Raw genomic sequence first — 26,780 nt, 5'->3', positions numbered from 1 at the left:
TTAATTTTTTTTGCTATAGAGTATGATGAAATTTTGAACTTCTTTTTCTATGCTCTTGTTTCCATAGAATCTAAGTGTTACATTTTCGTGATTTTGAGGGAAAAGACTTTGAGTGTGAATGATTTCAACGAGTCCTTTGATAGAAGTTTTTTTGCTTTTAAAGCAAAATTTAATGTATTCAATGAATGTTTTTACTATGATAGACAAATCCTTTTTTTGTGAAATTTTTAGATTTTGAAGTTGGTGTTCTTCTGTAATAAAACAATCAGATGTATAGAGGTAATATTTGATGGTTGGGATGCTTTTATCTTGAATGAATTTTTTGTCAATATTGATTCCAAATAAAAAATCTTTGTCTTCAGTGATTATTGTAGAACTAATATATTTTTGTAAACTAGGTGTTTCATTTGGTCTGATGAGGTATTTTTCTTCTTGTAGCATTAAGATAAAATCTAAAAGATGGTTGAGTTCTTCATTAAGGCTTTTTATTTGTTGGTGTGTTTTTATGAGCAAATTTTTATTATCAATGATTTCAGAACTTTTTGCATTTAGGCGACTTTCAAGTTGTTGAATGTATACTTTTTGTTCATCTAATTTTGCTTCTAAAACTTTAAAATTATTTTTATTCATCAAGCCTCCATTTATGTGCAGCTAAAGTGATTGCATTGAAATAGCTTTTTGTGTTTGGTTGTATGCGATAGGCTATATCATAAGCTACTCCATGATCTACAGATGTTCTAAATATCGGAATATTTAATGTTACATTTATGCTTTCTTCAAAATAAAGTGCTTTGAGGGGTGCAAGCCCTGCATCATGATACATAGCAATGAAAAATTTATATTTTTTTCTATTCATTGGGCTGAATGCTGTATCTGTTGGTATAGGTCCAATAAAAACTTCTTTTTTTATCAATTTGTTAGCAAGGTTTATGCCTTTTGCGATCAATTCATCTTCATTGCCTATTAGTCCATTATCTCCACAATGTGGGTTGAATCCAAGCACAAGGGCTTTTTCCATTTTGATGCATTGGTGTAAAGAGATGAGGAATTGTTTAATTGCTTGTGGTTTGATATATTTATTTGTCTCTTTTAATGGGATATGATCTGTAAAAAGAGCAACAAACATTTCTTGACATCCAAGCATCATCATTGTATTTTTTTTATAACGTTTGGCTAAAACTTCAGTATGTCCTATTTCATTTATACCTGCTAGTTTCCATGCTTTTTTATGGATAGGTAATGTACAAACGCTATGTGTTTTTTTCTCCTCAGTCAGTTGACAAGCTAAAAGAAAGCTCTCATAGCTGTATCGACCGCTTTGAGCTTCAATCATACCGGGATGAATTTCTGGGATAGTGGAATTTGGTGGTGATAATTCCATATATTTAGGCAAAGGAATTTTTAGAATATCACAAGCATTATCAAGTATTGTTTTATGTACACAATAAATAGGATGGCATATTTTTTTAATTATATCATGCTGTGTTATAGCAATTTGAGGTCCTATTCCATTTAAATCTCCAATAGAAATGGCAATTTTCTTCATCTCATAAGTCTCAACATTTCTTTTATAGCTTGATCTAATCCTGTAAAAATAGATCGAGCTATGATGCTTTGTCCAATATTGAGTTCAGTGATAGGGTCAATTTTGACAATTGGACTTACATTAAAATAATTCAATCCATGTCCGGCAAAAACTCCTAAAGATAGTTTTTGGGCTAGGCTCGAACAGATTTTAAGATTATTTAGAGATTCTTGAAGTAAGGAATTTAATACATCTCTTTTTAGTTGGAGTGACTTGATGGAATTTTTATGTCTTGATAGATTGGAATAAATCATTGCATGTAAATTTGCATATTCACCTGTATGCAACTCTACAGCATCAACGCCTAAGTCTTTTGAAATGGATATGGTTTCTTTTTTTGGATCAATGAAAGTGGTTACTTGAATCTGATATTTTTGAAACTCTTTGATGATGTCTTTTAGCCCTTTTTGATTGAGGTTTAACCCTCCTTCAGTTGTAATTTCCTCTCTTTTTTCAGGCACAAGGGTAATTTTATGAGGCTTTTGTTCACATAAAAATGCGATGATATTTTCATCGCAAGCACATTCGACATTGATAGGGAGTATTGAAGATTCTATGATGCGTTTCACATCACTTTCATGAATGTGTCGCCTATCTTCTCGCAAATGGATAGTGATTTGATTTGCTCCTGCATTTTTAGCAATAAATACAGCCTCTAAAGGATCGGGGTCATTTATTTTTCTAGCTTCTCGAAGTGTTGCGATATGATCAATATTGAGTCCTAGATTCATAGAAAATCTCCGTGTTTTTAAAAGTAATTTTTAGTCTTTTTTGAGTTCAAAACATATTATAATAAAGAATTAATGATTTTAGGAGATTTTTATGCCAACCAAACGATTGAATGGTTCTCAAATGGTTATAGAAGCTTTGAGGTTGGAAGGAGTAAGGGTAATTTTTGGTTATCCTGGTGGGGCTGTTTTGAATGTGTATGATGAAATTTACAAACAGGATTATTTCAAACATATTTTGACTAGGCATGAACAGGGTGCTGTTCATGCTGCGGATGGATATGCAAGAGCAAGTGGTGAGGTAGGTGTGGCTATCATAACTTCTGGACCTGGTTTTACTAATGCAGTTACAGGTATTGCAACAGCTTACACAGATTCTATTCCCTTGGTTGTCATAAGTGGTCAAGTTCCTGTTGGGCAAATTGGAACCGATGCTTTTCAAGAGATTGATGCTGTTGGAATTTCACGACCTTGTACCAAGCATAATTTTTTGGTTAAAAATATTTCTGAATTACCTAAAATTTTAAAAGAAGCATTTTATATTGCAAAAAGTGGTAGACCAGGACCAGTATTGGTTGATTTACCTAAGGATATTAGTGCTACTTATGGGGATTTTGATTATCCTAAAGAAGTTTCTCTTAGGACATATAAGCCAACTACAAAAGGAAATTCTAGACAAATAAAAAAAGTTATACAGGTTATTGAAAATGCTAAAAAGCCTTTATTTTATATTGGTGGTGGGGCTGTTATTTCAGGATCTGCAGGAATTATTGCAAAACTCATAGAAAAAACTCAAATTCCTGTTGTTGAAACTTTGATGGCAAGAGGAATCCTTCCTGATGGTCATTCATGTTTGCTTGGAATGGTAGGTATGCATGGTAGTTATGCTGCAAATATGGCAATGTATGAATGTGATTTGTTGATTTGTTTGGGTGCGCGATTTGATGATAGGGTGACTGGAAAAGTCAGTGAGTTTGCTAAATATGCAAAGATAATCCATATTGATATTGATCCAAGTTCTATTGGTAAAATTATTGATGTGAATTTTCCAATAGTTGGAGATTTAAAAAGTGTTTGTGAAGATCTTTTTGAATTTATTGGAGATTATGATGATTCTAACATTAAAGAATGGAGACAACATCTTATTAAATATATGACTTTACATCCAATTAATTATAAGGATTCTGAAGAAATTTTGAAACCACAATGGGTGATTGAAAAAATTGGAGAAATTTTAGGCAAAGAAGCTTTGATTGTTACAGATGTAGGACAACACCAAATGTGGGCAGCACAGTTTTATCCTTTTAGTTTCCCAAGACAGTTTATTACAAGTGGAGGTTTGGGAACAATGGGTTTTGGATTGCCTGCCAGTATGGGTGCAAAACTTGCCAAAGGAGATAAGATTGTAGTCAATATTACTGGAGATGGTTCAATTTTGATGAATATTCAAGAGTTGATGACTTGTGTAGAAGAAAAAATCCCACTTATCAATGTTATTTTGAATAATAATTATCTGGGTATGGTCAGGCAATGGCAGAGTTTTTTTTATGAAAGTAGATTTTCTCATACTGATCTCTCTTTGCAGCCTGATTTTGTCAAACTTATTGAAGCTTTTGGAGGGAAAGGATATAGAGTAGACAGCAAGGAAGGATTTGAAGAAGCCTTTAATGATGCTATAAAATCCAATAGGGTATGTATGCTTGATGTTGTGATTGATCGAATGGAACATGTTTTGCCTATGGTACCTGGCGGGGCTGCTTTGAATAAAATGATATTGGAATGAAGGATAGATAAATGGAGAAGAAGCGTACAATCTCTGTGAGTGTTGTTAATGAGCACGGGGTTTTATCAAGAATATCAGGACTTTTTGCAGGTAGAGGATATAACATAGAGTCTCTTACTGTAGCCCCGATACCCGAAAGCGATCTTTCTAGAGTAACCATCGTTACTGATGGCGATGCAAAAGTCTTTGAACAAATCATCAAGCAACTCCATAAACTAATACCTGTTTTAAATGTAGTAGAGAATGATGATTTTTTAGAAAAAGAAATGGCGTTAGTAAAAATACCTATTGAAGAAGATATCGCAAGTATTGAAGTATTGTGCCGTGCATATAATGGTAATGTTGCAAATGCAAATGAAAAATACATCATTGTAACCGTAACTGATAAGCCTTACAGGATATCAAGTTTTTTAAAGGCTATTAAGAAATTCAATCCTAAAGAAATGATTCGTAGTGGTACTGTAGCTTTGGAGCGATATTAAGGTATAAAGAATGATTAAAATGCAAAGAGATGAGATTTTAAGACTGCTTTATCGTCGTTATTCTTGTAGAGATTTTGATAAGAATAAAAAGATTCAAAAAGAAGATTTTGAATTGATTTTAGAGTCTGGTCGTTTGGCTCCAAGTTCCTTAGGACTAGAGCCTTGGGAGTTTATAGTTGTTACATCTCAAAATATTAAAAACAAGATTGCACAGGATTCTTCTGGGAATCACAATCAAATACAAAATTGCTCCCATTTATTAATAGTGTGCAATTTAATCACGGAGCTTATTGCACCAGAATCTAATTATTTAAAAACGCTTTATAAAGATAACGAAACCTTCCTTGCTATACAATCAATGTTTCATTCTATTTGTAATAATCGTTTGAATGGAGATGAAAAATTGATCAATGCTTATTTAAGGGAACAGTGCTTTATCTCTATTGGTCAGATGACGCAAGTAGCTGCTTTAATGGATATAGATTCTTGTATTATTGGTGGATTTTATGCAAAAGGACTTAAAAAGCTTTTGGATACTTTTATGAGCGTTGATCGTATTGAGCCTGTTTGTTTGATAGCCTTTGGTTATAGCATGAAATGTATTGCTTCATCTAAACATAGAAAGCCTTATGAAGATACTGTTAAATGGCTTTGATTTGAGATTTCAAATATAAATAAATCATATTATAAATAATTATAAAACCAATACAAATGCAAATTAATACCCATGCTTTATGCATAAATATAATAGAAAGTATCATAAATGGCAGATTGAGCAACCATATAAATACTGCAGTCAAAGGATTATTGTGAATTTTATGATAAATAAGGGTATGCAAGTGTTTTTTATCTGGATGCATAGCAGGCTGTTTGTTCTTTATCCTTCTGATGATTGAAAAAAGGACTTCCCATACTGGATAAATCATCACTGCTAATCCAAACCAAGCTGAAATATTTGAATCGCTTTGTGTCAAGATTGCTAAAAGGATAGCAATGATAAAGCCAAGCATATAAGCCCCTCCATCACCTAAAAATATTTTTCCTTTAGGGAAGTTTAAGACAAAAAAACCTAGTGTTGATCCAATTGCTATTATAGAGACAAACAAAACAAAATTTGAATCAACACTAAAAGCTGCAAAACCAATAGTTGTAAATACCATCAGACAAATTCCACTAGAAAGACCATTAAATCCATCTATAATATTGATTGCATTACATACTCCAATGATACCAAAAAGACTGAAGACAATCCCAATCCAATAAGGTAAAATGATGACTGGAGATAAATTTGTGATGATGGCATCTAGTCCAAATATTGCTACACTGCATCCAATAAGCTGTAGTGATAATCTAGTTTTAGGACCTAAAGAACCAAAAAAATCTTCCAATAATCCACTTAAAAAGATAATTGTAAGGGCAATAAAAAAATATAAATATTGTTTTTCTGGACTCAACAACACCAAAGAAAATCCAAAAAATATCCCTACTCCACCGGCTCTTGGTGTTGAAATAATATGCATTTTTTGTGGTTTTTTTTCATCAATTTTGTCAATAAAAATATGAAATCTATTTGAAAAAAATTTGATGATTATAGTGATGAAAAAAGAAATTAATGATGCAGATAGTATGACATTCAAGATGCCTGTGTATCTTGAAATTTCTAAAATTTCCATTATTATATAGCCTTTTAAATGCTATTTTAACAAAATATTTCAAAATTTTGTTTTTTATATCGTTTTTGGAATCTTTGAAAAATGTTTTCAATGTTATATAAACTTTTTGACTTTTTTAAAAGATAAAAAACTCAATCAGATTTTTTATATAATTTTGATAGGTTATAACTAAACAGAAGGTTTTTGATGAAGAAAATAATTTTAATTCTAATGATTTTTTGGTGTATTGATTTGACTGCAAAGGGTGATTTTGAGAAATTTGGTGATGTTTTTAGGCTGTTACCTGTTTTTGTCGGGGTTGTTTCTTTGGGAATGGAAGACTATCGTGGTCTTGGAGAACTTGCTTTAGGTAGTTTGGTCACTCAGGGGGTTATAGAAGGTGTAAAATGGGGATTTTATTATGCTCATAAGGATGGTCATAATATTGCTTTTGCGAAACGTCCTTGTTGTGATGATTATAAAGGAATGCCAAGTGGACATGCAGGAGGTGCTTTTAGTGCTGCAGGGTTTGTTTTTTATCGGTATGGATGGAAACCTGCTATTCCAGTCATAGCATTAGCTTTGATTACTGATGCTTCAAGAGTATATGCCCGCAAACATTCAATTTGGCAGGTTTTAGTTGGGAGTGCTATAGGTTGGGGATTTTCTTGGCTTTTTACAAGTAAATACAAACCTAAAGGGGTTGTAATTACACCAGATATTAGTTCTGATATTAGGGGCAATATGACTTATAATATTAATGTTGGTTATCGTTTTTGATGATTTAAAATAATGTCGTAAATATTTTTTATGATTATTTATTAAAGATAATATTGATTTGTAGTCCATATTTACAAAGGTAAAAAATTGAATTTATGGTAGAATGTCATTATTATTTTTAAATATTGCGATATAAGGATGTTCATGACAATAGCTTCACGTATTGTGGCAATGTTATTCGTTTCAATGATTTTACTATCAGGGATTTTAGTTTTTAGCTCTTTTCGTTTGAATAGCGAGATTGAAAATTTTTTAATTGGAAAGCTTGATCAGAGTGCCATTGATGAGAGAAAGCAACAATTAATAGATGCTTATGATATCATTGATCATGCCACTCATGTAATGTGGAATTCATATGCTAGAGATGGAAGAATGCCTTATTTGGAGAATGATATTATTCAAATATTAAAAGATATCAATCAAGGAAAAAATGGAATTTATCCTTTGATTATTAAATCTGATGGTACGGTGCTTTTAGACCCTATCAATCCAGACACGCAGGGTAGAAATGCTATAAATGCTTTATCATCAGATGGTGTAGCATATATCAAAGGTTATATCAATGCTGCTAAAAATGGAGGAGGTTTTGTTCAATACAAAATGCCAAAGATTGGTGGTGGTAAACCAGAACAAAAAATAGCTTATGCACAAATAGATAGAGATGGCGGTTATATTGTGGTTGTAACAGCTTATATTAGTGATATTTTAAAGGCTAACAAAAAGATTAAGACTGAAGTTTCTGCTACAATAAATGATGGGTTGATTAAATTCCTTATTATTGCTTTTGTGGTTGCATTGATTATCATTGTAGTTTCTTTTTTCTATGTGCGTTGGTCTACTATCAATCCATTAAAAACATTGATTGTCCGGGCTAGGAATCTTTCTAGTGGCGATGGAGATCTCACCAGAAAACTTGAAATCAAAGGTAGAGATGAAGTTGCTCAAGCAAGTGCAGCAATAAATGATTTTATTGAAAAAGTAAGGATATTGATTGTAGAAGCCAAGCAGCTTTCTACTGAAAATTCTTCTATTGCACATGAGCTTAGCTCTACATCATTGCAGACAGGAAATAGAGTCGAGGATTCTACCAATATTGTTGCAGGTGTTACAACTAAGAGCAAAACAATCAAGGATGAAATGATGAGTTCAATTGAAATTGCTCAAAATAGTAAAAAAGATTTGCAAGAAGCTAGAGAGTATGTGCAAACTGCTAATGAAGCAATTGAAAATCTTTCTAACCAAATTGTTGTTTCTGCGAAGACAGAATCTGAATTGGCTAGTAAAATTGAACAATTGAGCAAAAATGCTGATGATGTAAAATCCATCCTTTATATTATTGATGATATTGCTGATCAGACCAATTTATTAGCTTTAAATGCTGCTATTGAGGCTGCAAGAGCAGGTGAACATGGTAGAGGTTTTGCAGTGGTTGCTGATGAGGTTAGGAATCTAGCTGAACGTACCCAAAAGAGCTTGACTGAGATTAATTCTACTATCAATATTATCGTACAAGAAATAGCAGATGCAAGCGATCAGATGAATAAAAATTCTCAAAAAATTGAAGAACTCACACATATTTCTAATGAAGTTCAAAATAAAATCACAAGCATGAATAAAATCATGAGTGGTGCTATCACGACAGCTGATAAAACTGTGGATAATTATATTGATACAGGAAAAAGCATTGAAGATATTATTCAAGGTGTTTCTGGTATCAATGATATATCTACAGAAAATGCACGTAGTGTAGAAGAAATTGCTAGCGTTGCAGAGCACTTAAATAAAATGACTGAGATACTCAATAATAAATTGGCAGAGTTTAAAACTTGAGCCATTCAAAAATCGTTTTAATAGGTGCCTCTACTGGAGGTCCTGGACATCTTACTAAATTGTTAAAAGGTATCAGTAAAAATAATGCCCCTATCATTATTGCCCAACATATGAATGAAGTTTTTGTTCCTTATTTTGTTTCTCAATTCAAGCGGGAAATGAGTATAGATGTTGTAGAAGTTGGAGATAAAGAGTATTTAAAAAATGCTATTTTTATTTGCGATAAGACTTCAGTGCTTTCAGTTAAAGAGCCTTTTTTTATTAAACCTCAAGAAACACAAAGTATTTATAATCCTGATATTAATATATTATTCCAATCAGCAGTTAATCTTTGTGAATATGCTGATATTTTAGCCATACTTTTAACAGGTATTGGAGAAGACGGTGCAAAAGGGTTATTTGAATTGTACAGGCATGGAGCAGTTTGTATTGCAGAAAGCGAAGAGAGTGCTATTGTTTATGGTATGCCAAAAAGAGCTAGAGAGATTAATCCCAATGTCAATGTTTTACCTTTAGACAAGATAAGAGAGAGGCTTGAGAGGTTTTTGAATGTTTTTTAGAAAAAAAGAGTCTCCAGTTGTTTGTCCAAAAGAAGAAATTATACCTTTGCCTGAAGATGATGAAGGTTTGTTGGAATTTATTGAAGTAATAAAAAAAACTTCAGGTGTCGATCTCAAGCCCAAGCAAGATGTGATTAAAAAAAGATTGGCATATTTTGCACAAGCTCATTACATAAAGACATTTAAGCTTTTGAGTGAGAAGGTTTTGGCAGATCCATTTATCAGACAAGAGGCTCTCAATTTGATCACTGTGAATGAAACATATTTTTATAGAGAGTTGCCACAACTTGAGGTTGCATTGGATTTTATAAAAACATTCAATAAACCCATTAGGATTCTTTCAGCACCTTGTTCAAGTGGCGAAGAAGTTTATTCTATAGGGATGCTTATTTCTTGTGCAGGTATGAATTTAGATAAGATAAAAATTGTGGGTATTGATATTAACTCTGAAGCAATTGATAGAAGTTTAAAGGGTATTTATTCTGAAAGATCTTTACATAGACTTGACAATGCACTTAAGGATAAATTTTTTGATAAGATAGATTTAGGATACGCAATCAAGAGACATTTGCTTCCTGAAAGCGATTTTAAACGCGTGAATATCTTTGAAGATGAATTTTTAGATATGGGTTCTTTTGATATTGTTTTTTCAAGAAATATGATGATTTATTTTAATGAAACCTATCGCTTGAAAACTGTTGAGAGATTCTATAAGGTTTTGAATATGGACGGTAGGATGTATACAGGGCATGCTGATTTAGTACCTCAGACAAGGCTTTTTGAAAAAAAGATATTCAATAAAGTAGCCTATTATGAAAAAATACAAGAGATTTGATAGTGTTTTAACCTTCTGAAGAAGGTAGTTTTTTCTTTACAAATCTCCTTAGTATAACAAAGAATTTCATCCATTCATCAAGTTCCATAAGGGGGTGTCCTCCCCATTTGGTATTGGGAGGAAGGTTTTTCCCTACAGCTCCTCTTCCTGCTATTTGGGTAAAATCTCCAATGTGGATATGTCCACCTGTACCAGATTGTCCACCCATAACAACATTACATCCTGTTGTTGTCGAGCCTGCTAGTCCAACTTGTGAGACCAATAATGAATTTTCTCCAATAATACAATTGTGTCCAATTTGAACTAGGTTATCTATTTTTACACCTTTTTTTATCCTAGTTTCCCCAAATACTGCCCTATCAATTGTATTATTAGCTCCAATTTCTACATTGTCTTCAATGATGACACAACCTGTATGTTCTATTTTGATATGTTCACCTTTTTTTGTATGAGCATATCCAAAACCATCGCTACCAATAACGCTCCCAGCATGGATAAAGACATTATTACCAATTTGAGTATTTGCATAGATTACTACATTGGGGTATATTTTACAATTATCCCCAATTTTTACATTATCACTAATCACTACGCCGGGCATTAAGAGGCAATTATCCCCAATTTTTATTCCATTCCCCAAAAAGACATTTGGCATAATAATAGTATCTTTACCTATATTTTGATTGGATTCTAAGTGTATTTTTGAATCATTGTGTGAGGCAGCAAGTGAAAACTGAGGTTTGGCAAAAAAACTTGAAAGTTGTGCAAAGATTAAGTGAGGATCATCTACGCAAATTGTTTCAATATGACTAGGGACTCTATCAATATGCTTGTGTCTCAAAAGAACAGCTCCAGCTTTAGAATCTGAAAGGTCATTGAGGTATTTTTCTTGATCAATGTAGCTAATATCATTTTGTTTAGCTTCTTGAAGTGGTGCGAGATTTGAGACTTCAAAGTCTTTTTTTAGGTTGACATTTAAACCTATGGATTTAAGCATTGTAGAGAGTTTCATTTTATTTTCCTTGTATTATATGATAAAAGTTTTCTGCATTTAGGGATGCACTTCCTACTAATATGCCATCTACTTCAGGGAGTTGTAAAATTTCTTGAGCATTTTTTTCATTCACGCTTCCCCCATAAATTAGCGGTGCAGAACAGATTTCTTTGATAGCATGATGGGTTTGTTTGATTTGTTCAATCGTTGCACTTCTACCTGTTCCAATTGCCCATATTGGCTCATATGCAATGATAAGGTCTTTATATAAAAAATCAATTCCTTTGAGTTGAGTTTTGAGGAAATTGATTGTAGATTCTAATCCTTGTTGTCTGATAGATAGACTTTCACCAATACAATAAATAATAGTGAATTGTTTTTTAGAAAAAAAATCAAATTTTTCAATGCAAAGTTTTTGTGTTTCTCCAAAAATATACCTGCGTTCACTATGCCCAATCATAATGGTTTTGATACAAAACTCATCTAATGCTTCTAGACCTATTTCGCCTGTATAAGCTCCATTATAAACAGGATAGGCATTTTGTGTTCCTAATTGAAAATTTTTGAATGAATCCTTGCATAGAGATGACATTGAAGGGAATATGTAGATATGTCTTGATGGAAGATTTTGAAGTTTTGCATCAAGATATCTTAGATATTTAACAGTGTTTACTCTTGTCAAGTTACTTTTAAAATTGGCCACAATAATCTTTTCCATATAACCCCATTAATTTGAAATTTTTTATAGATTATTGTAGCAATTATTTATCAAAATTTACAAAAAGTATCATATTTGTTGTAGTGGGAATTTTTTATTATATAACTTAGATTTTTTAAGACATTTTTTAACAAAAATTGTCTTATAATACACACAATCGCTTAAATATTTGGGAGATTGAATACAAATAAATGTTTTATCGACAACATCTTGTTTATCGGATTTTTATTGTATGTTGGTTGAATATATATTCGTTTTAAGGATAGTCTCAAAAATTCATTTATAGCGGTATTTCCTATAACTCTAAACTTTTTATCCAAGTCAAATATGAAAATTTTCATATTTGACTTGAAAATGATTGATTAAGATTATCAGGAAGAGGATTTGAAAGTCTAAATTTACAAACACAACATCAGGAGAAGATAAATGCAGCAAGACAAAATCATTGAAAGTTATTTGGGCATCACTTCAGAGCGTAAAAAAAGTAAGGTTCCAGCCAAGCTTGATTTTTGGCAAAGTGCAACGGGATTATTTTTAGCTATTTTTATGATAGTTCATATGTTCTTGGTCTCGAGCATACTCATTAGTGATGAGGCGATGTATAAAGTTGCTAAATTTTTTGAGGGAAGTTTTTTATTCAAAGCAGGGGAACCAGCTATTGTTAGTGGTGTCGCATTTATTATTATTATTGTATTGATAGCCCACGCATTATTAGCGATGAGAAAATTTCCTATTAATTATAAGCAATTTATTATCTTAAAAACACATAAACATTTAATGAAACATAGCGATACAAGCCTTTGGTTTGTGCAAGCAGCTACTGGATTTGCTATGTTTTTCCTCGCTAGTGTCCATTTATTTGTAATGTTTACACAACCTCATACTATTGGACCGAATGGTTCAGCTTATCGATTTGTCAGCGAACATTTTTGGATTTTATATATATTTTTACTTTTTGCAGTTGAGCTTCATGGGTCTATTGGTCTTTATCGCTTGTGTATAAAATGGGGTTGGTTTGAAAAATTAGGACTGACAAATCTAAGACGTATCAAATGGTTTATGAGTGTATTTTTTATTGTTTTAGGGTTATTGACTTATGGTGCTTATATCAAAAAAGGATTGAGTCAAACTGACCCCACAATTGATTACAAACATATTGATGTGCAAATATATGGCAAGGGAGAATAAATGAAAGTAACATATTGTGATTCATTGATTATAGGGGGAGGATTAGCGGGTCTACGTGCAGGAGTTGCAGCGAAAAAAAAAGGTTTAAATGTGATTGTTTTGAGTTTAGTCCCAGTTCGTAGGAGTCACTCTGCAGCAGCACAAGGAGGAATGCAAGCAAGTTTGGGTAATGGTAAAATGGGTGAAGGAGATAACGAAGATCTTCATTTTTTAGACACTGTAAAGGGAAGTGATTGGGGTTGTGATCAAAATGTTGCTAGAATGTTTGTTACTACTGCTCCTAAGGCTATTAGAGAATTAGCAAGTTTTGGCGTGCCTTGGACGAGGATAAAAAAAGGGGATCGTCCAGCTGTTATTAATGGTGAACATGTTGTCATTACAGAAGAGGCAGATAGACACGGTTATATTCAATCAAGAGATTTTGGTGGGACAAAGAAATGGAGAACTTGTTTTACTGCTGATGCTACAGGACATTCAATGTTATATTCAGTTGCTAATGAGGCTTATAAACATGGTGTAGATATTAGAGATAGAAAAGAAGCTGTGTCAATCATCCATGAAAATGGTTTCTGTTATGGGGCAGTTGTTCGTGATTTAATCAGCGGAGAAATTTCTGCTTATATTTCAAGAGGCACTCTTTTAGCTACAGGTGGCTATGGACGTGTTTATGCACATACAACAAATGCTGTAATTTGCGATGGAGTGGGTGCAGCTATTGCGATGGAAACAGGGATTGCAAAGCTTGGGAATATGGAAGCAGTTCAATTCCATCCAACCTGTTTGGTGCCTAGTGGTATTTTGATGACAGAAGGTTGTAGGGGTGATGGTGGTATTTTAAGGGATAAAGATGGTTATCGTTTTATGCCAGATTATGAGCCTGAAAAAAAAGAACTCGCAAGTAGGGATGTTGTTTCAAGAAGGATATTAGAACATATCAAAAATGGCAAAGGTGTCAAATCCCCTTATGGTGAGCATGTATGGTTGGATATTTCTATACTTGGTCGTGCACATATTGAACGTAATCTTAGAGATGTGCAAGATATTGCTAAGACTTTTGCTGGTATTGATCCTGCAGATGAAGGTTCTAAAGGTTGGGTGCCTATCAAGCCAATGCAACATTATTCAATGGGTGGAGTCAGGACAAATTACAAGGGTGAGACTCATTTAAAAGGTCTATTTTGTGCAGGAGAAGCCTCTTGTTGGGACTTGCATGGATTTAATAGATTGGGTGGAAATTCAGTGAGCGAAGCTGTGGTCGCTGGCATGATTATTGGAGATTATTTTGCTGAGCATTGTGTGCAAGCAGATATTGATATTGAAACTAAAACAATCCAGTCTTTTATTGACAAAGAAGAAAAATATCTTGCTTCTTTGCTTAATAATAGTGGAAATGAAGATGTCTATGAGATCAAAAATAAAATGAAGATCATTATGGATGAAAAGGTTGGTGTATTTCGAGATGGTGCTTTATTGCAAGAAGCTGTCAAAGATCTTGAAGAGCTTTATAAGCGATCAAGGAATATCAATGTAAAGAACAAAAAAATGCACAATAATCCTGAGCTTGAAGATGCTTATAGGATCCCAAGAATGCTTAAAATAGCACTTTGTGTCGCAAAAGGTGCACTGGATAGAACAGAATCTAGAGGGGCACACACTAGGATAGATTATCCTAAACGTGATGATGCAAATTGGTTAAAAAGGACTTTGGCTTCTTGGAGCAATCCTGAGCAAACATTGCCAACTTTAGAATATGAAGATTTAGATATCATGAAAATGGAGATAACTCCTGATTTTAGGGGCTATGGTGCTAAAGGTAATTTTATCCCTCATCCTTTAAAGCAAAAACGAGATGAGGAAATAGAAAAAATCACTCAAGAGATTCAGGCCAATGGTGGAGATAGGTATGATATTCAAGAAGCTTTAATGCCATTTGATTTGCTACCTAAATACAAAGCTAGAAACCAACGATTAGGAGATAAAAAATGAGCGTACAACAAAAAAAGGGAAGAATAATCACGATTCGAGTTTTGAAATTTGATCCTCAAAGTGCGGTTTCTAAACCTCATTTTAAAGAGTATCGCTTAGAAGAAGCCCATTCAATGACGATTTTTATTGCTTTAAATATGATTAGAGAAAATCAAGATCCTGATTTAAGTTTTGATTTTGTTTGTCGTGCAGGGATTTGTGGTAGTTGTGCAATGATGATTAATGGACGTCCTAGACTCGCTTGTAAAACACTTACAAAAAGTTTCCCTGAGGGAATCATTACATTGATGCCTCTACCTGCATTCAAGCTTATTAAAGATTTGAGTGTTAATACTGGGGAGTGGTTTGCTGGTATGACCAAACGAGTTGAAAGTTGGATCCATACTAATGAAACTGTTGATATTTCTAAGCCTGAGCAAAAAGTTGAACCAGATGTTGCTCAAGATATATTTGAACTTGAGAGGTGTATTGAATGTGGTTGTTGTATCGCAAGCTGTGCGACTAAACTAATGCGAGAAGATTTTATTGGTGCAGCTGGTATGAATCGAACTGTAAGGTTTATGATTGACCCACATGATAAGAGAAGTGATGATGATTTTTATGAGCTTATAGGTAATGATGATGGAGTCTTTGGTTGTATGAGTTTGATAGCTTGCCATGATACTTGTCCTAAAGAACTGCCCTTACAGAGTAAAATTGCTTATTTGAGACGTAAAATGCTTTCAGTAGGGTATAAAAAATCTTAGCTTTTATATAGACAATTTAGTGTTAATAGAAGGTAATGTAAAATCATAAATATTCTTTAAATAAATTATAAATTAGGTATTTGTATTGAGCGAAACCAATATTGCTGTAATGCTATTTATAGCATTTTTTGTATTAAGCGGATGTTCTTCTATAGTTGCTTCTACAAAGAATATCCCTAAAAATAAGTTCCCTACAAAAGTTTTGATTGAAAAATTTAGTCCTTTAGAAACTACTATTGGAAAAGTGTATGTTAAAAAATTAGAAAGTGAGCCACAAAAAAGTGGTGCAATGCTTATTGAAGATGGTTCTTATGCTCTTTTGCATCGTGCAAGTTTAGCTCGAATGGCTGAAAAAAGCATTGATATTCAGACTTATATTTATAAAAATGATGTAGCTTCGCGTATTTTAATGCATGAGATATGGACAGCTGCTAATCGTGGTGTAAAAATCCGTATCCTAATTGATGATAATGGACTTGATTCTGATTTTTCTGATGTCATCGCATTAGACAATCACCCTAATATTAGTGTAAAAATTTTTAATCCATATAAAAATAGGATAAAATTTTTTAGATATCCTGAGATGATATATGATTTTGGCAGGATCAATAAGCGGATGCATAACAAAATGTTTATTGTTGATGATATTGCTTTGATTATTGGTGGTAGGAATATCGCTGATGATTATTTTGATAATAATTTTAATGTTAATTTTTCTGATACTGATGTATTTTTTTTAGGTAAAATTGCTCAAGAGGCTACAAAAAGCTTTGATGAATATTGGAATTTTCATCGATCTATTCCCGCATCTTTTTTGCCTTCAAAGTCCAAAATGAAAAAATATTTAAAAAATTATCCTAAATATATAACCAAAATAGAGGGTTCTAAAAAAGACTGGGAAATATATAATGAAGCGATTGAAAAATTTATTTTTAAATATAAAAATCATCAAAATATTATTTATTGGGGGAATGCAAAACTCATTGCTGACTCTCCTGAAAAAATAGAAAAAAAGATACAAAACCCTTTATCAGAAGCACTGAAAAAAATTTGGCAAAATGTAACAGATTCTATTTATATTTCTTCAGCTTATTTTGTGCCTGGAAAAAAAGGTGTAAAATATTTTAAAATGGCTATAGATAAGGGTATTAATATTAGTATTTTAACCAATTCACTTTCTTCTACTGATGCTTTGGTTGTTTATAGTGCTTGGGAAAGATATCGTGATGATTTTGTTAAAATGGGTGTAAATGTCTATGAATATAAGAGGAATGAGGGGAAGATAAAGATTCGAGGGAGGATTAGTTCTGGGGCATCATTGCATAGTAAAACAATCGTTTTTGATGACAAAATTACTTGGGTAGGAAGTTTTAATCTTGATCCTCGCTCTGAAGGCATTAATACAGAAGTTGTTGCTATATTTGATAATGCAGATTTTGCCAAAGAGACTAAAAAATTAATGCAAATAGATATGCAAAAATCTTGGCATCTTGTATTAAAAAATCATAAAGTTGTTTGGGAGGGTAATGAAGATGGAAAACTTGTTTGTGAAACACATTCTCCTGACACTAGTTTTTTTGTTAGGATGATTAATTTTTTAGCTAAGATATTCCCAGAAAGTCAGATTTAAGCAATAAAACCAATTAGATTTTATTGCATGATAAAAGTTGCCAAATCAATGATGCGATTAGAGTATCCCCATTCATTATCATACCAAGCCATTATTTTTACCATTTCTCCGATATTGAAGGTCATATCTTTAGCAACAATGCTACTTCGAGTATCTTGAAGGAAATCCGTACTCACTCCATATTTTTCATCTATGCCTAAAATACCTTTAAGGTATCCTATAGAAGCTTCTTGTAAAACTTCATTTATTTTTTGAGTATCTGTGTTTTGTTTGAGTTGAAGGTTTAAATCAACCATTGAAACATCAATAACAGGGACACGTACACTATGACCATGAAGTTTACCTTTAAGTTCAGGGAGGATTTTATAAAGTGATTTTGCAGCTCCAGTTGTGGTTGGTATAATATTTACTGCTGCTGCACGGGAACGTCTTTTATCTTTTTGATGTGCTGAATCAAGTAAATTTTGATCATTGGTATAGCTATGGATAGTAGTAAGGATGCCTGCTTTTATGCCAAAATTTTCATTGATAACTTGACAGATTGGTGCTAAGCAATTAGTTGTACAGGAGGCATTTGAAATTATTTTTTGACCTGCATAGAGGTGGTGGTTTACTCCCATAACGAAAGTAGGTGTTTCATCATTGGTAGGAGCAGAAAATATTACTTTTTGGATTCCTTTTTTTATATGGTGTTCTACTTCTGATTGGGTCAGGAATTTACCAGATGATTCAATAACTATATCTGCACCACAGGCAGCAAAATCAAGTTCTTGAGGATTTTGAAAGGAAAAAGTTTGTATAGGTTTGTTGTCAATGAATAGTTTTTTATCTTGATAAAAAATGGGTTTTGGAAAATGCCCATGTGTGGTATCATATTCAAGAAGATAGGCAAGGATTTCCCAATCACTTGCATCATTGATAGCTACAAGTTCTACATTGTGCCTGTTGGCTATAATTCTTGCAATAGTTCTGCCGAGTCTTCCAAAACCATTAATGGCAATTTTTAATTCAGACATAAACTCGCTCCTAAATGAGGCTTAATTAATGTGAAATATTTTTAGTGTTATTTTATCTTATAGATTGACAAAAAGTGATTTACTCAATTTACAATTTCTTGACATAAATAATATACAATCTGAGTCTCAAAAAGTCTTTGAAATCTTAGAGAAATGAAAGGGGTTTAAAATGGGATTGTATGATAGGAATTATATGAACGAAAGAACCCAAGAATACAAGCAAGTTCTTAGCGAAACTGCTTTAGTCAATTTTGTAAAAACAACATATAAATTATTCGCAGGCAGTTTATTGCTTGCTACTATAGGAGCTTTGATAGGTTTTCAATATTTTGAAGCAGTCATTCAATATCGTTGGGTATTTTTTATTGCGGAGATTGCAGCATTTTTTGGATTGATGTTTTCAAAAAATAAACCAGGCTTGAATATTTCAATGTTGTTTATTTTTACATTTTTATCAGGTGTAACATTAGTTCCTTTGCTTGGATTCGTGATTACAAAAGCTGGTGTAGGAGCAATTTGGCAAGCATTAGGGATGACAACAATTATTTTTGGACTCATGAGTATTTTTGCCTTAAAAACTAAAGCAGATTTGGCAAATATGGGGAAGACTTTATTTATTGCTGTGATTGTTGTTTTAGTTTGTTCAGTAGTAAATATATTTTTGGGATCACCTGTTTTTCAAGCCGTGATTGCAGGTGCTTGTGCTGTATTGTTTAGTGTTTATGTTGCATATGATACTCAAAATATGGTCAGAGGTTTGTATGATAGTCCTGTAGAGGCTGCTGTTAGCTTGTATTTAGATTTTTTAAACATCTTTATCTCAATTTTACAACTTATTGGTCTTTTGGGTGGCAGAGACGATTAATACCTCAAATGCACAAAGGATACTTGATGCAAACCTCAATCGTTTAAAAGAAGGTATTAGAGTTGTTGAGGATACTGCAAGGTATCTTCAAAATGATAAAATGATTGCTTCAGTGTTGAAAGATTTACGCCATAGAGCTTCTTTAAACCATCCCATCACCCTTTTGACCCAGCGTAATACACATGGAGATATTTTACGAAAAACAACTTTATCTGAGGGATGTAGAGATAATATTGAGCAAATCGTATCAGCGAATTTTAAAAGATCTCAAGAAAGTTGTAGGGTTTTAGAGGAATATCTAAAATATGAAGAGTTGAAAATTTTTGGAGAAAGCGAACTTTTTAAAAATATTCGTTATGAACTTTACGGAATTGAAAGAGAATTTGTTTTAAAATATTTTGGCAGTCAAAAAGAACAGATAAAATTAGATTTTCAATAATCACCCAGTATTCCTCATCCCTTGTGCAATCCCTACTATAGTGCTGTGAATTTGTTCTATTAGTCTGTCTTGTTGTTGCATATCAGTTGAGAGTTTATATTTTTTTATGAGTTCAATTTGAAGTAAATTGAGTGCTGTAATGTATGGTTTTCTCAATAAAATAGATTCTCTCGTTTTAGGTTGATTCTCAAGCAGTTCTTTTTCGTCTCGCACCCATAATATAAAATCCATTGTTTTATGGTATTCATTTTGAATCATTTTCCAAATCTTTTGTGAGGTCAATTGATCTTGAGCGAACTGATTGTATTGTCCAGCGATATCTATATCTACTTTTAATAAAGCTTGTGAAATATTATCAATAGTGGTTTTGAAAAATTCTGATTCTTGATAGCAAATTTTAGTTTTGTTTTGATTATGTATGGATTCTAATCCGCTGCCTAATCCATACCAAGCTGGAATAATACTACGATTTTGTGTCCATGCAAATACCCAAGGGATGGCTCTGAGGTCTTGAACTTTTGCACTATCCTTCCGTCTTCCTGGTCTTGAACCAAGATTGAGCTGTTGGATGAAATCAATAGGAGTGGCTTGTTTGAAATACTCAATAAAACCATCTGTTTCATATACAAGTTTTCGATATGTATTGTGAGAGGTTTGTGAAATTTCTTGCATAGTTTCCCAATGTATAGGAGCAATATGGCAGATATTTTTATTTGTCTTGGTATTTGATGTTGTATTAGAACAGAAACTATCATGCACGGATTTTTTTAGCAATGCTCCTATTGTGTTTGATAAGTTGGATTGGGAATTTTTTGGATTAAGGTATTTTGAGCTGATAACCTCACCTTGTTCAGTTGTTTTCAAAAAGCCACAAACGCTTTTTGGAGGTGAAGCAAGCAAAGCAGATTCAAGATTGCCACCACCTCGACTCACACTTCCACCTCTGCCGTGAAATAAGATAAATTTTATACCCAAATTTTCCCCCAAAGCCATCAATTCGAATATAGCCTTATAAAGACTATAGTTGCTAGTAAAGATGCCACCATCTTTACTAGAATCTGAATAACCTATCATGATTTCTTGAGTCATATTTAGATCGTGCAGATAATGAGCGTAATGAGGATTTTGACTTAGAGTATTGATAATATCTTTTGCTTTTTCTAGATCTTGAATTGTTTCAAATAGTGGTGTGATACGAATTTTGGTGTTTATTTTATTATGAGTATTATTTTTCTTGCTTGGTTCCCACAATCCACTCTGTTTAGTAAGCCAAAGCACGCATAATATATCACTAGCTTGAGTGGTCATTGATATAATAACAGATTTGATAATATCTTCAGAAATATATTTTTTTGCCCAATCAATCCTTAAAAATGCTTCTAAAATATTTTGAGTACTTTTACTTACTTTGTCAAGAATGCTATTGAGTTCTAATTTTGGCATCTCAAGTGCTGTATTGAGTATTTGTATCTTTTTTTCTTCTCTGAAAGTTCCAAAATCGCTATCTGATATATTCAAAAGACAAAAAACTTCACTGATCGCATCTACAAAAACATCACGATGCTCTCTAAAGTCAATGCACATTAAGTGAAAGCCCCCTAAGAGTACGAGGTTCCTGAATTCCTTAAGGTAGGTGGCACTAACATTGTCCAAATTATTGATAAGTAAATCAATATCTGCAATGAGTTCTTGAGGATGTTTATAACTAAAATCAATAGAATTTAGTGAATTGACTGCTATCAAGCGATTTTTGAGTTTTTTTGCCATTAAATTTAGCTTGGCACGAAAAGGTTCTCGATTATGAAGTTTTATTTCAACCCTGCTTTGTTCATTTTTTTCTTTTTTTAGAGAATCTTCAAGCTCTGCATTGATGGGTATAAAATCTGTAGAGATAGAAAGTTCTCGGCTAAGTTTTTTGATTTTATTCAAGTAAATTTTTATGATGAGTTCATGTTGGGTTCGCATTGTTTGAGTCATCAATTCATTAGTAACAAATGGATTGCCATCCCTGTCCCCTCCTATCCAGCTTCCTAAATGTATTGGAGAAGATTGCAGTGGTTTTTGAAGGAGATTTTGAATGTAATCTAAAACTTTTTGACTGCTTTTTAAAATAGAGCTTTCTATAATATATAAGAGATTGTCAAGTTCAAAAAGAACTTCAAGTTTTTCACTCCTTACTAGATGGCTCTGCCATAAAAGTCTGAGGCGATATTTTAAGTGTTGTTTTGCCTCTTCATCATTGAATTCAAAAATTTTGTGCAAATCATTACTGATCTCGTGGTGAGCCTCAAGAAAAGTTCGTCTTCTTGATTCTGTTGGATGGGCGGTGAAGACAGGATAAAATTGTATGGTGTTTAAAATTTTATCAATATCTTGTTTGTCAAAACCTTCATTCAAAAGTTCATTATAAGATTTTTTTATGGTAGATAGCGTTGCTTGATTTTTGAGATAATGACGTTCTTCAATGATATTAAGCAAAATATTATAAAGCGAAAAAGCTTTGATAACTTCAAGTGTATTGTCTGATAAAGTAATGTTTTGGAGGATAGATTTTATTTTTTTTTCAGGTTTATGTGTTTGTAAGATTTGTTCACGTAGTTTTAAGAAAAAATCCAAACATTTCGGATTGAGTTCGCTAAGCATTTCAATCATTATTTCATAGATAAAGTTCAATTCAGATTCAAAACGATTGTCCATTTTAATTCTTTTTTGGTTATTTTTAAAGATTATAACATACGCATCATAAAGTATTTTTGTTGCAAATTGGAAACAAATTTTATTTTAACAAAGAGATGACTAAGTTTTCTTAACATATAATCGTATAATCAATATTTATATATTTATTGAAAAGAGGAGAAAACATGGCATTGAAAGTTTATTATGATAAAGATTGTGATTTAGCATTGATTCAAAAGAAAAAAGTAGCCATTATTGGTTTTGGTTCGCAAGGACATGCTCATGCAGAAAATCTTAGGGATAGTGGTGTTGAGGTGGTTATTGGATTATACAAAGGTGGCAAAAGCTGGGTAAAGGCAGAGGCGAAGAATTTCAAAGTCCTTGAAGTTGCAGAAGCTACAAAGTGGGCAGATATAATAATGATACTCATCCCAGATGAATTGCAAGGAGATGTCTTTGAAAGGGATATTGCCCCATATCTTAAAGAAGATAAAATTATTGCCTTTGGGCATGGCTTTAACATCCATTTTGGGCAAATAAAGGCTCCTAAGGGTGTCGGTGTGATTATGATTGCTCCTAAGGCACCGGGTCATACTGTGAGGAGTGAATTTCTTAAGGGTGCAGGTATTCCAGATTTGATTGCCATTGAACAAGATACAAGCAAAAAAGATGCTAAAGAAATTGCTTTGAGTTATGCAAGTGCAATTGGTGGTGGGAGAAGTGGTATTATTGAAACAACCTTTAAGGATGAGACTGAAACTGACTTGTTTGGCGAGCAAGCAGTCTTGTGCGGAGGAGTTAGTGCTTTAGTTAAAGCAGGTTTTGAGACACTTGTAGAAGCAGGATATCCTGAAGAAATGGCATATTTTGAATGCCTCCATGAACTTAAGCTGATTGTTGATTTGATTTATCAGGGAGGTTTGGCAGATATGAGGTATTCAATTTCTAATACTGCTGAATATGGTGATATGGTCAGTGGACCTAGAGTTATTGGAGAGGCTTCAAGGAAAGCTATGAAAGCTATCCTTAAGGATATTCAAGAAGCACGATTTGCTAAAGATTTTATTTTGGAGCGAAAAGCAGGTTATGCTAGGATGAATGCAGAGCGTAAAAATTTGAGTGAGCACAAAATAGAAAAAGTTGGAGAACGTTTAAGGGCTATGATGCCTTGGATTGGAGGAGATAAACTTGTTGATAAAAGTAAAAACTAAGGATATCAATGGCTGAAGTAATCACAATAACTTCTGGAAAAGGCGGTGTAGGTAAAAGCACTGCCACAGCAAATATTGCTGTAGGCTTGGCACAGAGTGGCAAAAAAGTTGTTGCAGTAGATTTTGATATCGGCTTACGAAATCTGGATATGATTTTAGGGCTTGAAAATCGAATTGTTTATGATGTTGTCGATGTAATGGAGGGGAAGTGTAATCTTTCTCAAGCACTCATTAATGATAAAAAAACAAAAAATCTTTATTTCATTCCTGCTTCCCAAAGCAAAGATAAAAATATTTTAGATAAAGAAAAAGTTAAAACTTTGATTGAAAATCTTAAAAGAGATTTTGATTATATTTTGCTTGATTCGCCTGCTGGGATAGAGAGTGGTTTTGAGCATTCTATTTTTTGGGCTGATCGTGCACTTGTTATTGTTACCCCTGAAGTAAGTTCTGTTCGTGATAGTGATAGGGTGATTGGTATTATTGATGCAAAATCTGATAAATCTAAAAATGGATTAGAAGTTCAAAAACATATCATTATTAATCGCCTAAAGCCTGAACTTGTAGAAAGAGGAGAGATGCTTTCGAATGAAGATGTTTTGAATATCCTTGCTTTGCCATTAATAGGTTTGGTGCCTGAAGATAGCAAAGTTGTTTCAGCGACCAATTCTGGAGAACCTGTAATTTATAGTAATAGTCCTAGTGGTGAAGCTTACAGAAGAATTACACAACGAATTTTAGGGCAGGAGGTTGTTTTCCCAGAATTTAGAACTGAAGGCAAGTTTTTAAAAGTATTTAAGAGGTTATTCCAATGAGTTTATTGACAAAGTGGTTTGGAAATCAAGGGAGTGCAAAATGTGCAAAAGATAGACTCAAGATTGTTTTAGCTCATGAAAGGAGTGTTAAGTTGCCCTATATGGAAGAGATGAAACGTGAAATTTTAGAAGTTGTACAAAAATATACCCATGCTTCAAGGATTGACATTAAGGCAGATTCTAATCAAAATATTGATACATTAGAGGTTGAAATCGTCTTAGGCAGACAATGAAAAAAATATTTTTATTCTTTTTTATATGTCTGATTGTAGGGGGGATGAGTGGTTATTGGTTTTATGTTTCTAAATCTGATCATCTTGATTTGGATGTACCCCAAGAGAAACTACCCTTTGAACATCATCTTAATTTTTTGTATAATAACCAATCTTTGTCTGACCATTCTATGATAGATAAAAAGCCAAAATTAGCCATTATCATGGATGATATTGCATATCCATGGCAATTAGAATCTTTACATCAATTAAAATTAAAAATTACGCCTTCTTTCTTTCCTTACAATAAAGACAATAAGCTCACGCCAAGAATGGCAAAAAATGAAATTTTTTATATGATCCATTTGCCTATGGAAGCCTTGCATTTTTATCAGTCTCCTCATAAATGGTTGAAAATAGGTGAAAGTAAGAAGGAAATAGAAGCTTATATAAAGAAAATAAAAGAAGATTTTCCAGCAGTAGCTTATATCAATAATCATACAGGTAGTAAATTTACTGCTAGCTATATTGATATGAAAAATTTTATAGATATTTTAGAAAAATATCATATTACTTTTGTTGATTCTCGCACAACTCCACAGACCAAAGCTCCTGAAATTTATGCTCAAATGAACAAAACATTGCTTTCTAGGCAAATATTTTTAGATAATGAAAGTTCCCTTGAAAGTATTTTAAAACAAATTAAGAAATCTGTCGTTATGGCTAAAAAGAATGGTTATGTGATTGCAATTTGTCACCCCCATCAAACGACCTTTAAAGCACTTAAAACAGCCAAAAAAAATGAATGGTTTCAAGATGTAGATTTGGTTGATATAAAAGAAATTGATACTTGGTTAAGGGGTAGATATGCAAAGTAATTTTGATTATTCTATTTTGGAATTTATCCCTAAATCTTTGAATATTTTAAAAAAAATTCCTAAAAAACTTTATTATACAGGCAATAAAAAACTCCTTGAAATGCCTATTAAAGTTGCTATTGTAGGGACTAGAAGTCCAACACCATATGCTAAAAATTTTACCTTTGCTTTATCAAAAAAAATTTCAGCACTTGGGGGTATTGTGGTGAGTGGAGGTGCTTTAGGGATAGATATTGTAGCACAAAGTGCAGCATTTCCAGATACGATTATGGTTTCTCCAGCTAGTTTAGATATTATCTATCCATCTACTAATGCTCGTATTATTTCTCAAATTGCTAAAAATGGATTGATTTTGAGTGAATATGAAAAAAATTATATTCCAAAAAAATATTCTTTTATTGAACGCAATCGCATTGTTATTGCATTAAGTGATTGGGTAGTCATCCCACAAGCAGATATGAATAGTGGATCTATGCAAAGTGCTCAGATTGCTGAGTTTTGTAAAAAACCTATTTTTGTTTTACCTCAACGTATTGATGAAAGTAGTGGGACGAATTTTTTACTTCAAAATTCTTTGGCAAGGGCTATTTATGATATTGATATATTCCTTGAAATGATTTTTGGTAAACAAGAAAAAACCAATGATGAAATTTTGAATTTTTGTGAAAAAATACCAACCTTTGAAGAAGCTTATTCTAAATATGGTGATAAGATTTTAGAATATGAGCTTGAGGGTAAAATCAAACGTCAAGATGGTTATCTGAAAGTAATTTTATGATTATTGCTTGTGATTTAGGGTTAAAGAAGATAGGTTTAGCTGGCTCTATCAATAGAATTATTCTTCCATTAGAGCCTATTGTGCGTAGGAATAGAAGGCAAGCTAGTGAAGAACTTTCTGATTTTTTACATTTGAAAAATGCTCACACGCTTGTTGTTGGTTTGCCAATTCATAATCCAGGCATGTCCAATCGTATCAGGCATTTTGTAGGGCTTGTAAATTTTGAGGGAAAAATTGTTTATATAAATGAGGATTATTCAAGTATAGAGGCATTTGAAGATTTACTTTATATGGGGAGAAAGAAAAGGAGAGAAGCTCAAAAAAATGGTCAATCAGACTCTTTGGCAGCATGTAAAATCTTGCAACGTTATTTTGATGATAAAAGATTTTAGT

General features: G+C 32.8%; 27 protein-coding genes. 19 read left to right on the top strand and 8 right to left on the bottom strand.

Features of this window, described 5'->3' with window-relative positions; translation table 11 throughout:
- Genes BKH44_RS02595 through BKH44_RS02585 form a run of 3 tightly spaced genes read right to left on the bottom strand, consistent with a single transcriptional unit; the run spans position 1 to position 2,316 of the window.
- A complete protein-coding gene (locus tag BKH44_RS02595) occupies positions 1 to 630 on the bottom strand; it encodes a hypothetical protein (protein ID WP_095269774.1) in 630 nt (209 codons plus the stop codon).
- A complete protein-coding gene (pdxA, locus tag BKH44_RS02590) occupies positions 623 to 1,546 on the bottom strand; it encodes a 4-hydroxythreonine-4-phosphate dehydrogenase (protein ID WP_095269772.1) in 924 nt (307 codons plus the stop codon). Before pdxA ends, BKH44_RS02595 begins: the two co-directional genes overlap by 8 nt.
- Positions 1,543 to 2,316 carry a pyridoxine 5'-phosphate synthase gene (locus BKH44_RS02585; RefSeq protein WP_095269770.1) on the bottom strand — a complete coding sequence of 258 codons (774 nt, stop codon included), beginning with the start codon at positions 2,314 to 2,316 and terminating at the stop codon, positions 1,543 to 1,545. Before BKH44_RS02585 ends, pdxA begins: the two co-directional genes overlap by 4 nt.
- A 91-nt stretch (positions 2,317 to 2,407) precedes the next feature.
- Between BKH44_RS02585 and BKH44_RS02580 the strand changes: the two genes are divergently transcribed.
- Genes BKH44_RS02580 through BKH44_RS02570 form a run of 3 tightly spaced genes read left to right on the top strand, consistent with a single transcriptional unit; the run spans position 2,408 to position 5,233 of the window.
- Positions 2,408 to 4,096 carry an acetolactate synthase large subunit gene (locus BKH44_RS02580; RefSeq protein WP_095269769.1) on the top strand — a complete coding sequence of 563 codons (1,689 nt, stop codon included), beginning with the start codon at positions 2,408 to 2,410 and terminating at the stop codon, positions 4,094 to 4,096.
- An 11-nt stretch (positions 4,097 to 4,107) separates the two neighbouring features.
- Positions 4,108 to 4,578, top strand: a complete 471-nt coding sequence (gene ilvN, locus BKH44_RS02575) for an acetolactate synthase small subunit (protein WP_095269767.1) — start codon at positions 4,108 to 4,110, stop codon at positions 4,576 to 4,578.
- A 10-nt stretch (positions 4,579 to 4,588) separates the two neighbouring features.
- Positions 4,589 to 5,233, top strand: coding sequence for an NAD(P)H-dependent oxidoreductase (locus BKH44_RS02570; RefSeq protein WP_095269765.1), 645 nt, complete (start codon positions 4,589 to 4,591; stop codon positions 5,231 to 5,233).
- Here BKH44_RS02570 and BKH44_RS02565 read toward each other — a convergent pair.
- A complete protein-coding gene (locus tag BKH44_RS02565) occupies positions 5,220 to 6,251 on the bottom strand; it encodes an MraY family glycosyltransferase (RefSeq protein ID WP_095269763.1) in 1,032 nt (343 codons plus the stop codon). The two genes, BKH44_RS02570 and BKH44_RS02565, sit on opposite strands and share 14 nt — an antisense overlap.
- A gap of 186 nt (positions 6,252 to 6,437) precedes the next feature.
- Between BKH44_RS02565 and BKH44_RS02560 the strand changes: the two genes are divergently transcribed.
- From BKH44_RS02560 to BKH44_RS02545, 4 genes are all read left to right on the top strand, one after another.
- Positions 6,438 to 7,010: a phosphatase PAP2 family protein gene (locus tag BKH44_RS02560; RefSeq protein WP_095269762.1), complete on the top strand. Its 573-nt coding sequence runs from the start codon at positions 6,438 to 6,440 to the stop codon at positions 7,008 to 7,010.
- Positions 7,011 to 7,154: 144 nt separating this feature from the next.
- Positions 7,155 to 8,840 (top strand): methyl-accepting chemotaxis protein, encoded by a 1,686-nt coding sequence (locus BKH44_RS02555; protein ID WP_180674086.1) that lies wholly within the window; start codon positions 7,155 to 7,157, stop codon positions 8,838 to 8,840.
- Positions 8,837 to 9,400: a CheB methylesterase domain-containing protein gene (locus BKH44_RS02550; protein ID WP_095269758.1), complete on the top strand. Its 564-nt coding sequence runs from the start codon at positions 8,837 to 8,839 to the stop codon at positions 9,398 to 9,400. Before BKH44_RS02555 ends, BKH44_RS02550 begins: the two co-directional genes overlap by 4 nt.
- Positions 9,390 to 10,235, top strand: a complete 846-nt coding sequence (locus BKH44_RS02545) for a CheR family methyltransferase (RefSeq protein WP_095269757.1) — start codon at positions 9,390 to 9,392, stop codon at positions 10,233 to 10,235. Before BKH44_RS02550 ends, BKH44_RS02545 begins: the two co-directional genes overlap by 11 nt.
- A gap of 7 nt (positions 10,236 to 10,242) precedes the next feature.
- Here the strand turns inward: BKH44_RS02545 and lpxD are convergent, their stop codons facing one another.
- The gene (gene lpxD / locus BKH44_RS02540) at positions 10,243 to 11,247 is read right to left on the bottom strand and encodes a UDP-3-O-(3-hydroxymyristoyl)glucosamine N-acyltransferase (RefSeq protein ID WP_095269755.1); all 1,005 of its coding nucleotides are present in this window, start codon (positions 11,245 to 11,247) and stop codon (positions 10,243 to 10,245) included.
- A 1-nt stretch (position 11,248) separates the two neighbouring features.
- The gene (locus BKH44_RS02535; protein ID WP_095269754.1) at positions 11,249 to 11,947 is read right to left on the bottom strand and encodes a triose-phosphate isomerase; all 699 of its coding nucleotides are present in this window, start codon (positions 11,945 to 11,947) and stop codon (positions 11,249 to 11,251) included.
- 426 nt (positions 11,948 to 12,373) lie between these two features.
- Here BKH44_RS02535 and BKH44_RS02530 point away from each other — a divergent pair, with 426 nt between their 5' ends.
- From BKH44_RS02530 to BKH44_RS02515, 4 genes are all read left to right on the top strand, one after another.
- Positions 12,374 to 13,135, top strand: coding sequence for a fumarate reductase cytochrome b subunit (locus tag BKH44_RS02530; protein WP_095269752.1), 762 nt, complete (start codon positions 12,374 to 12,376; stop codon positions 13,133 to 13,135).
- Entirely contained in the window at positions 13,136 to 15,121 is a 1,986-nt protein-coding gene (locus BKH44_RS02525; protein WP_095269750.1) for a fumarate reductase flavoprotein subunit, read from the top strand. It begins immediately after the preceding gene.
- Positions 15,118 to 15,867 (top strand): fumarate reductase iron-sulfur subunit, encoded by a 750-nt coding sequence (locus BKH44_RS02520; protein ID WP_095269749.1) that lies wholly within the window; start codon positions 15,118 to 15,120, stop codon positions 15,865 to 15,867. Before BKH44_RS02525 ends, BKH44_RS02520 begins: the two co-directional genes overlap by 4 nt.
- A gap of 109 nt (positions 15,868 to 15,976) precedes the next feature.
- Positions 15,977 to 17,497, top strand: coding sequence for a phospholipase D family protein (locus BKH44_RS02515; protein WP_095269839.1), 1,521 nt, complete (start codon positions 15,977 to 15,979; stop codon positions 17,495 to 17,497).
- Between the two features lie 20 nt (positions 17,498 to 17,517).
- Here the strand turns inward: BKH44_RS02515 and gap are convergent, their stop codons facing one another.
- Complete coding sequence (gap, locus tag BKH44_RS02510) at positions 17,518 to 18,513, bottom strand: type I glyceraldehyde-3-phosphate dehydrogenase (protein ID WP_095269748.1); 996 nt, start codon at positions 18,511 to 18,513, stop codon at positions 17,518 to 17,520.
- 169 nt (positions 18,514 to 18,682) lie between these two features.
- Here gap and BKH44_RS02505 point away from each other — a divergent pair, with 169 nt between their 5' ends.
- Entirely contained in the window at positions 18,683 to 19,378 is a 696-nt protein-coding gene (locus BKH44_RS02505; protein ID WP_095269747.1) for a Bax inhibitor-1/YccA family protein, read from the top strand.
- Positions 19,362 to 19,817, top strand: coding sequence for a thiamine-phosphate pyrophosphorylase (locus BKH44_RS02500; protein WP_257842572.1), 456 nt, complete (start codon positions 19,362 to 19,364; stop codon positions 19,815 to 19,817). The genes BKH44_RS02505 and BKH44_RS02500 overlap by 17 nt, the downstream gene beginning before the upstream one ends.
- Here BKH44_RS02500 and BKH44_RS02495 read toward each other — a convergent pair whose 3' ends face one another.
- Positions 19,818 to 22,514 (bottom strand): phosphoenolpyruvate carboxylase, encoded by a 2,697-nt coding sequence (locus BKH44_RS02495; RefSeq protein ID WP_095269745.1) that lies wholly within the window; start codon positions 22,512 to 22,514, stop codon positions 19,818 to 19,820.
- A gap of 164 nt (positions 22,515 to 22,678) precedes the next feature.
- Between BKH44_RS02495 and ilvC the strand changes: the two genes are divergently transcribed.
- The 6 genes from ilvC to BKH44_RS02465 are packed head-to-tail and all read left to right on the top strand — an operon-like array spanning position 22,679 to position 26,779.
- Entirely contained in the window at positions 22,679 to 23,704 is a 1,026-nt protein-coding gene (gene ilvC, locus BKH44_RS02490; protein WP_095269744.1) for a ketol-acid reductoisomerase, read from the top strand.
- Between the two features lie 8 nt (positions 23,705 to 23,712).
- Positions 23,713 to 24,519 carry a septum site-determining protein MinD gene (gene minD, locus BKH44_RS02485; RefSeq protein ID WP_095269742.1) on the top strand — a complete coding sequence of 269 codons (807 nt, stop codon included), beginning with the start codon at positions 23,713 to 23,715 and terminating at the stop codon, positions 24,517 to 24,519.
- Complete coding sequence (gene minE / locus BKH44_RS02480; RefSeq protein WP_095269741.1) at positions 24,516 to 24,752, top strand: cell division topological specificity factor MinE; 237 nt, start codon at positions 24,516 to 24,518, stop codon at positions 24,750 to 24,752. The genes minD and minE overlap by 4 nt, the downstream gene beginning before the upstream one ends.
- Entirely contained in the window at positions 24,749 to 25,609 is an 861-nt protein-coding gene (locus BKH44_RS02475) for a divergent polysaccharide deacetylase family protein (protein WP_095269739.1), read from the top strand. The genes minE and BKH44_RS02475 overlap by 4 nt, the downstream gene beginning before the upstream one ends.
- A complete protein-coding gene (dprA, locus tag BKH44_RS02470) occupies positions 25,599 to 26,387 on the top strand; it encodes a DNA-processing protein DprA (RefSeq protein WP_095269738.1) in 789 nt (262 codons plus the stop codon). The genes BKH44_RS02475 and dprA overlap by 11 nt, the downstream gene beginning before the upstream one ends.
- Positions 26,384 to 26,779 (top strand): RuvX/YqgF family protein, encoded by a 396-nt coding sequence (locus BKH44_RS02465; protein ID WP_095269736.1) that lies wholly within the window; start codon positions 26,384 to 26,386, stop codon positions 26,777 to 26,779. Before dprA ends, BKH44_RS02465 begins: the two co-directional genes overlap by 4 nt.
- Position 26,780 lies beyond the last annotated feature (1 nt).

The sequence above is a fragment of the Helicobacter sp. 13S00477-4 genome (assembly GCF_002272785.1).
Lineage (GTDB): Bacteria > Campylobacterota > Campylobacteria > Campylobacterales > Helicobacteraceae > Helicobacter_J.
Note: the sequence above shows the minus strand (reverse complement) of the source record. Positions and strands in the feature narration are given on the sequence as shown.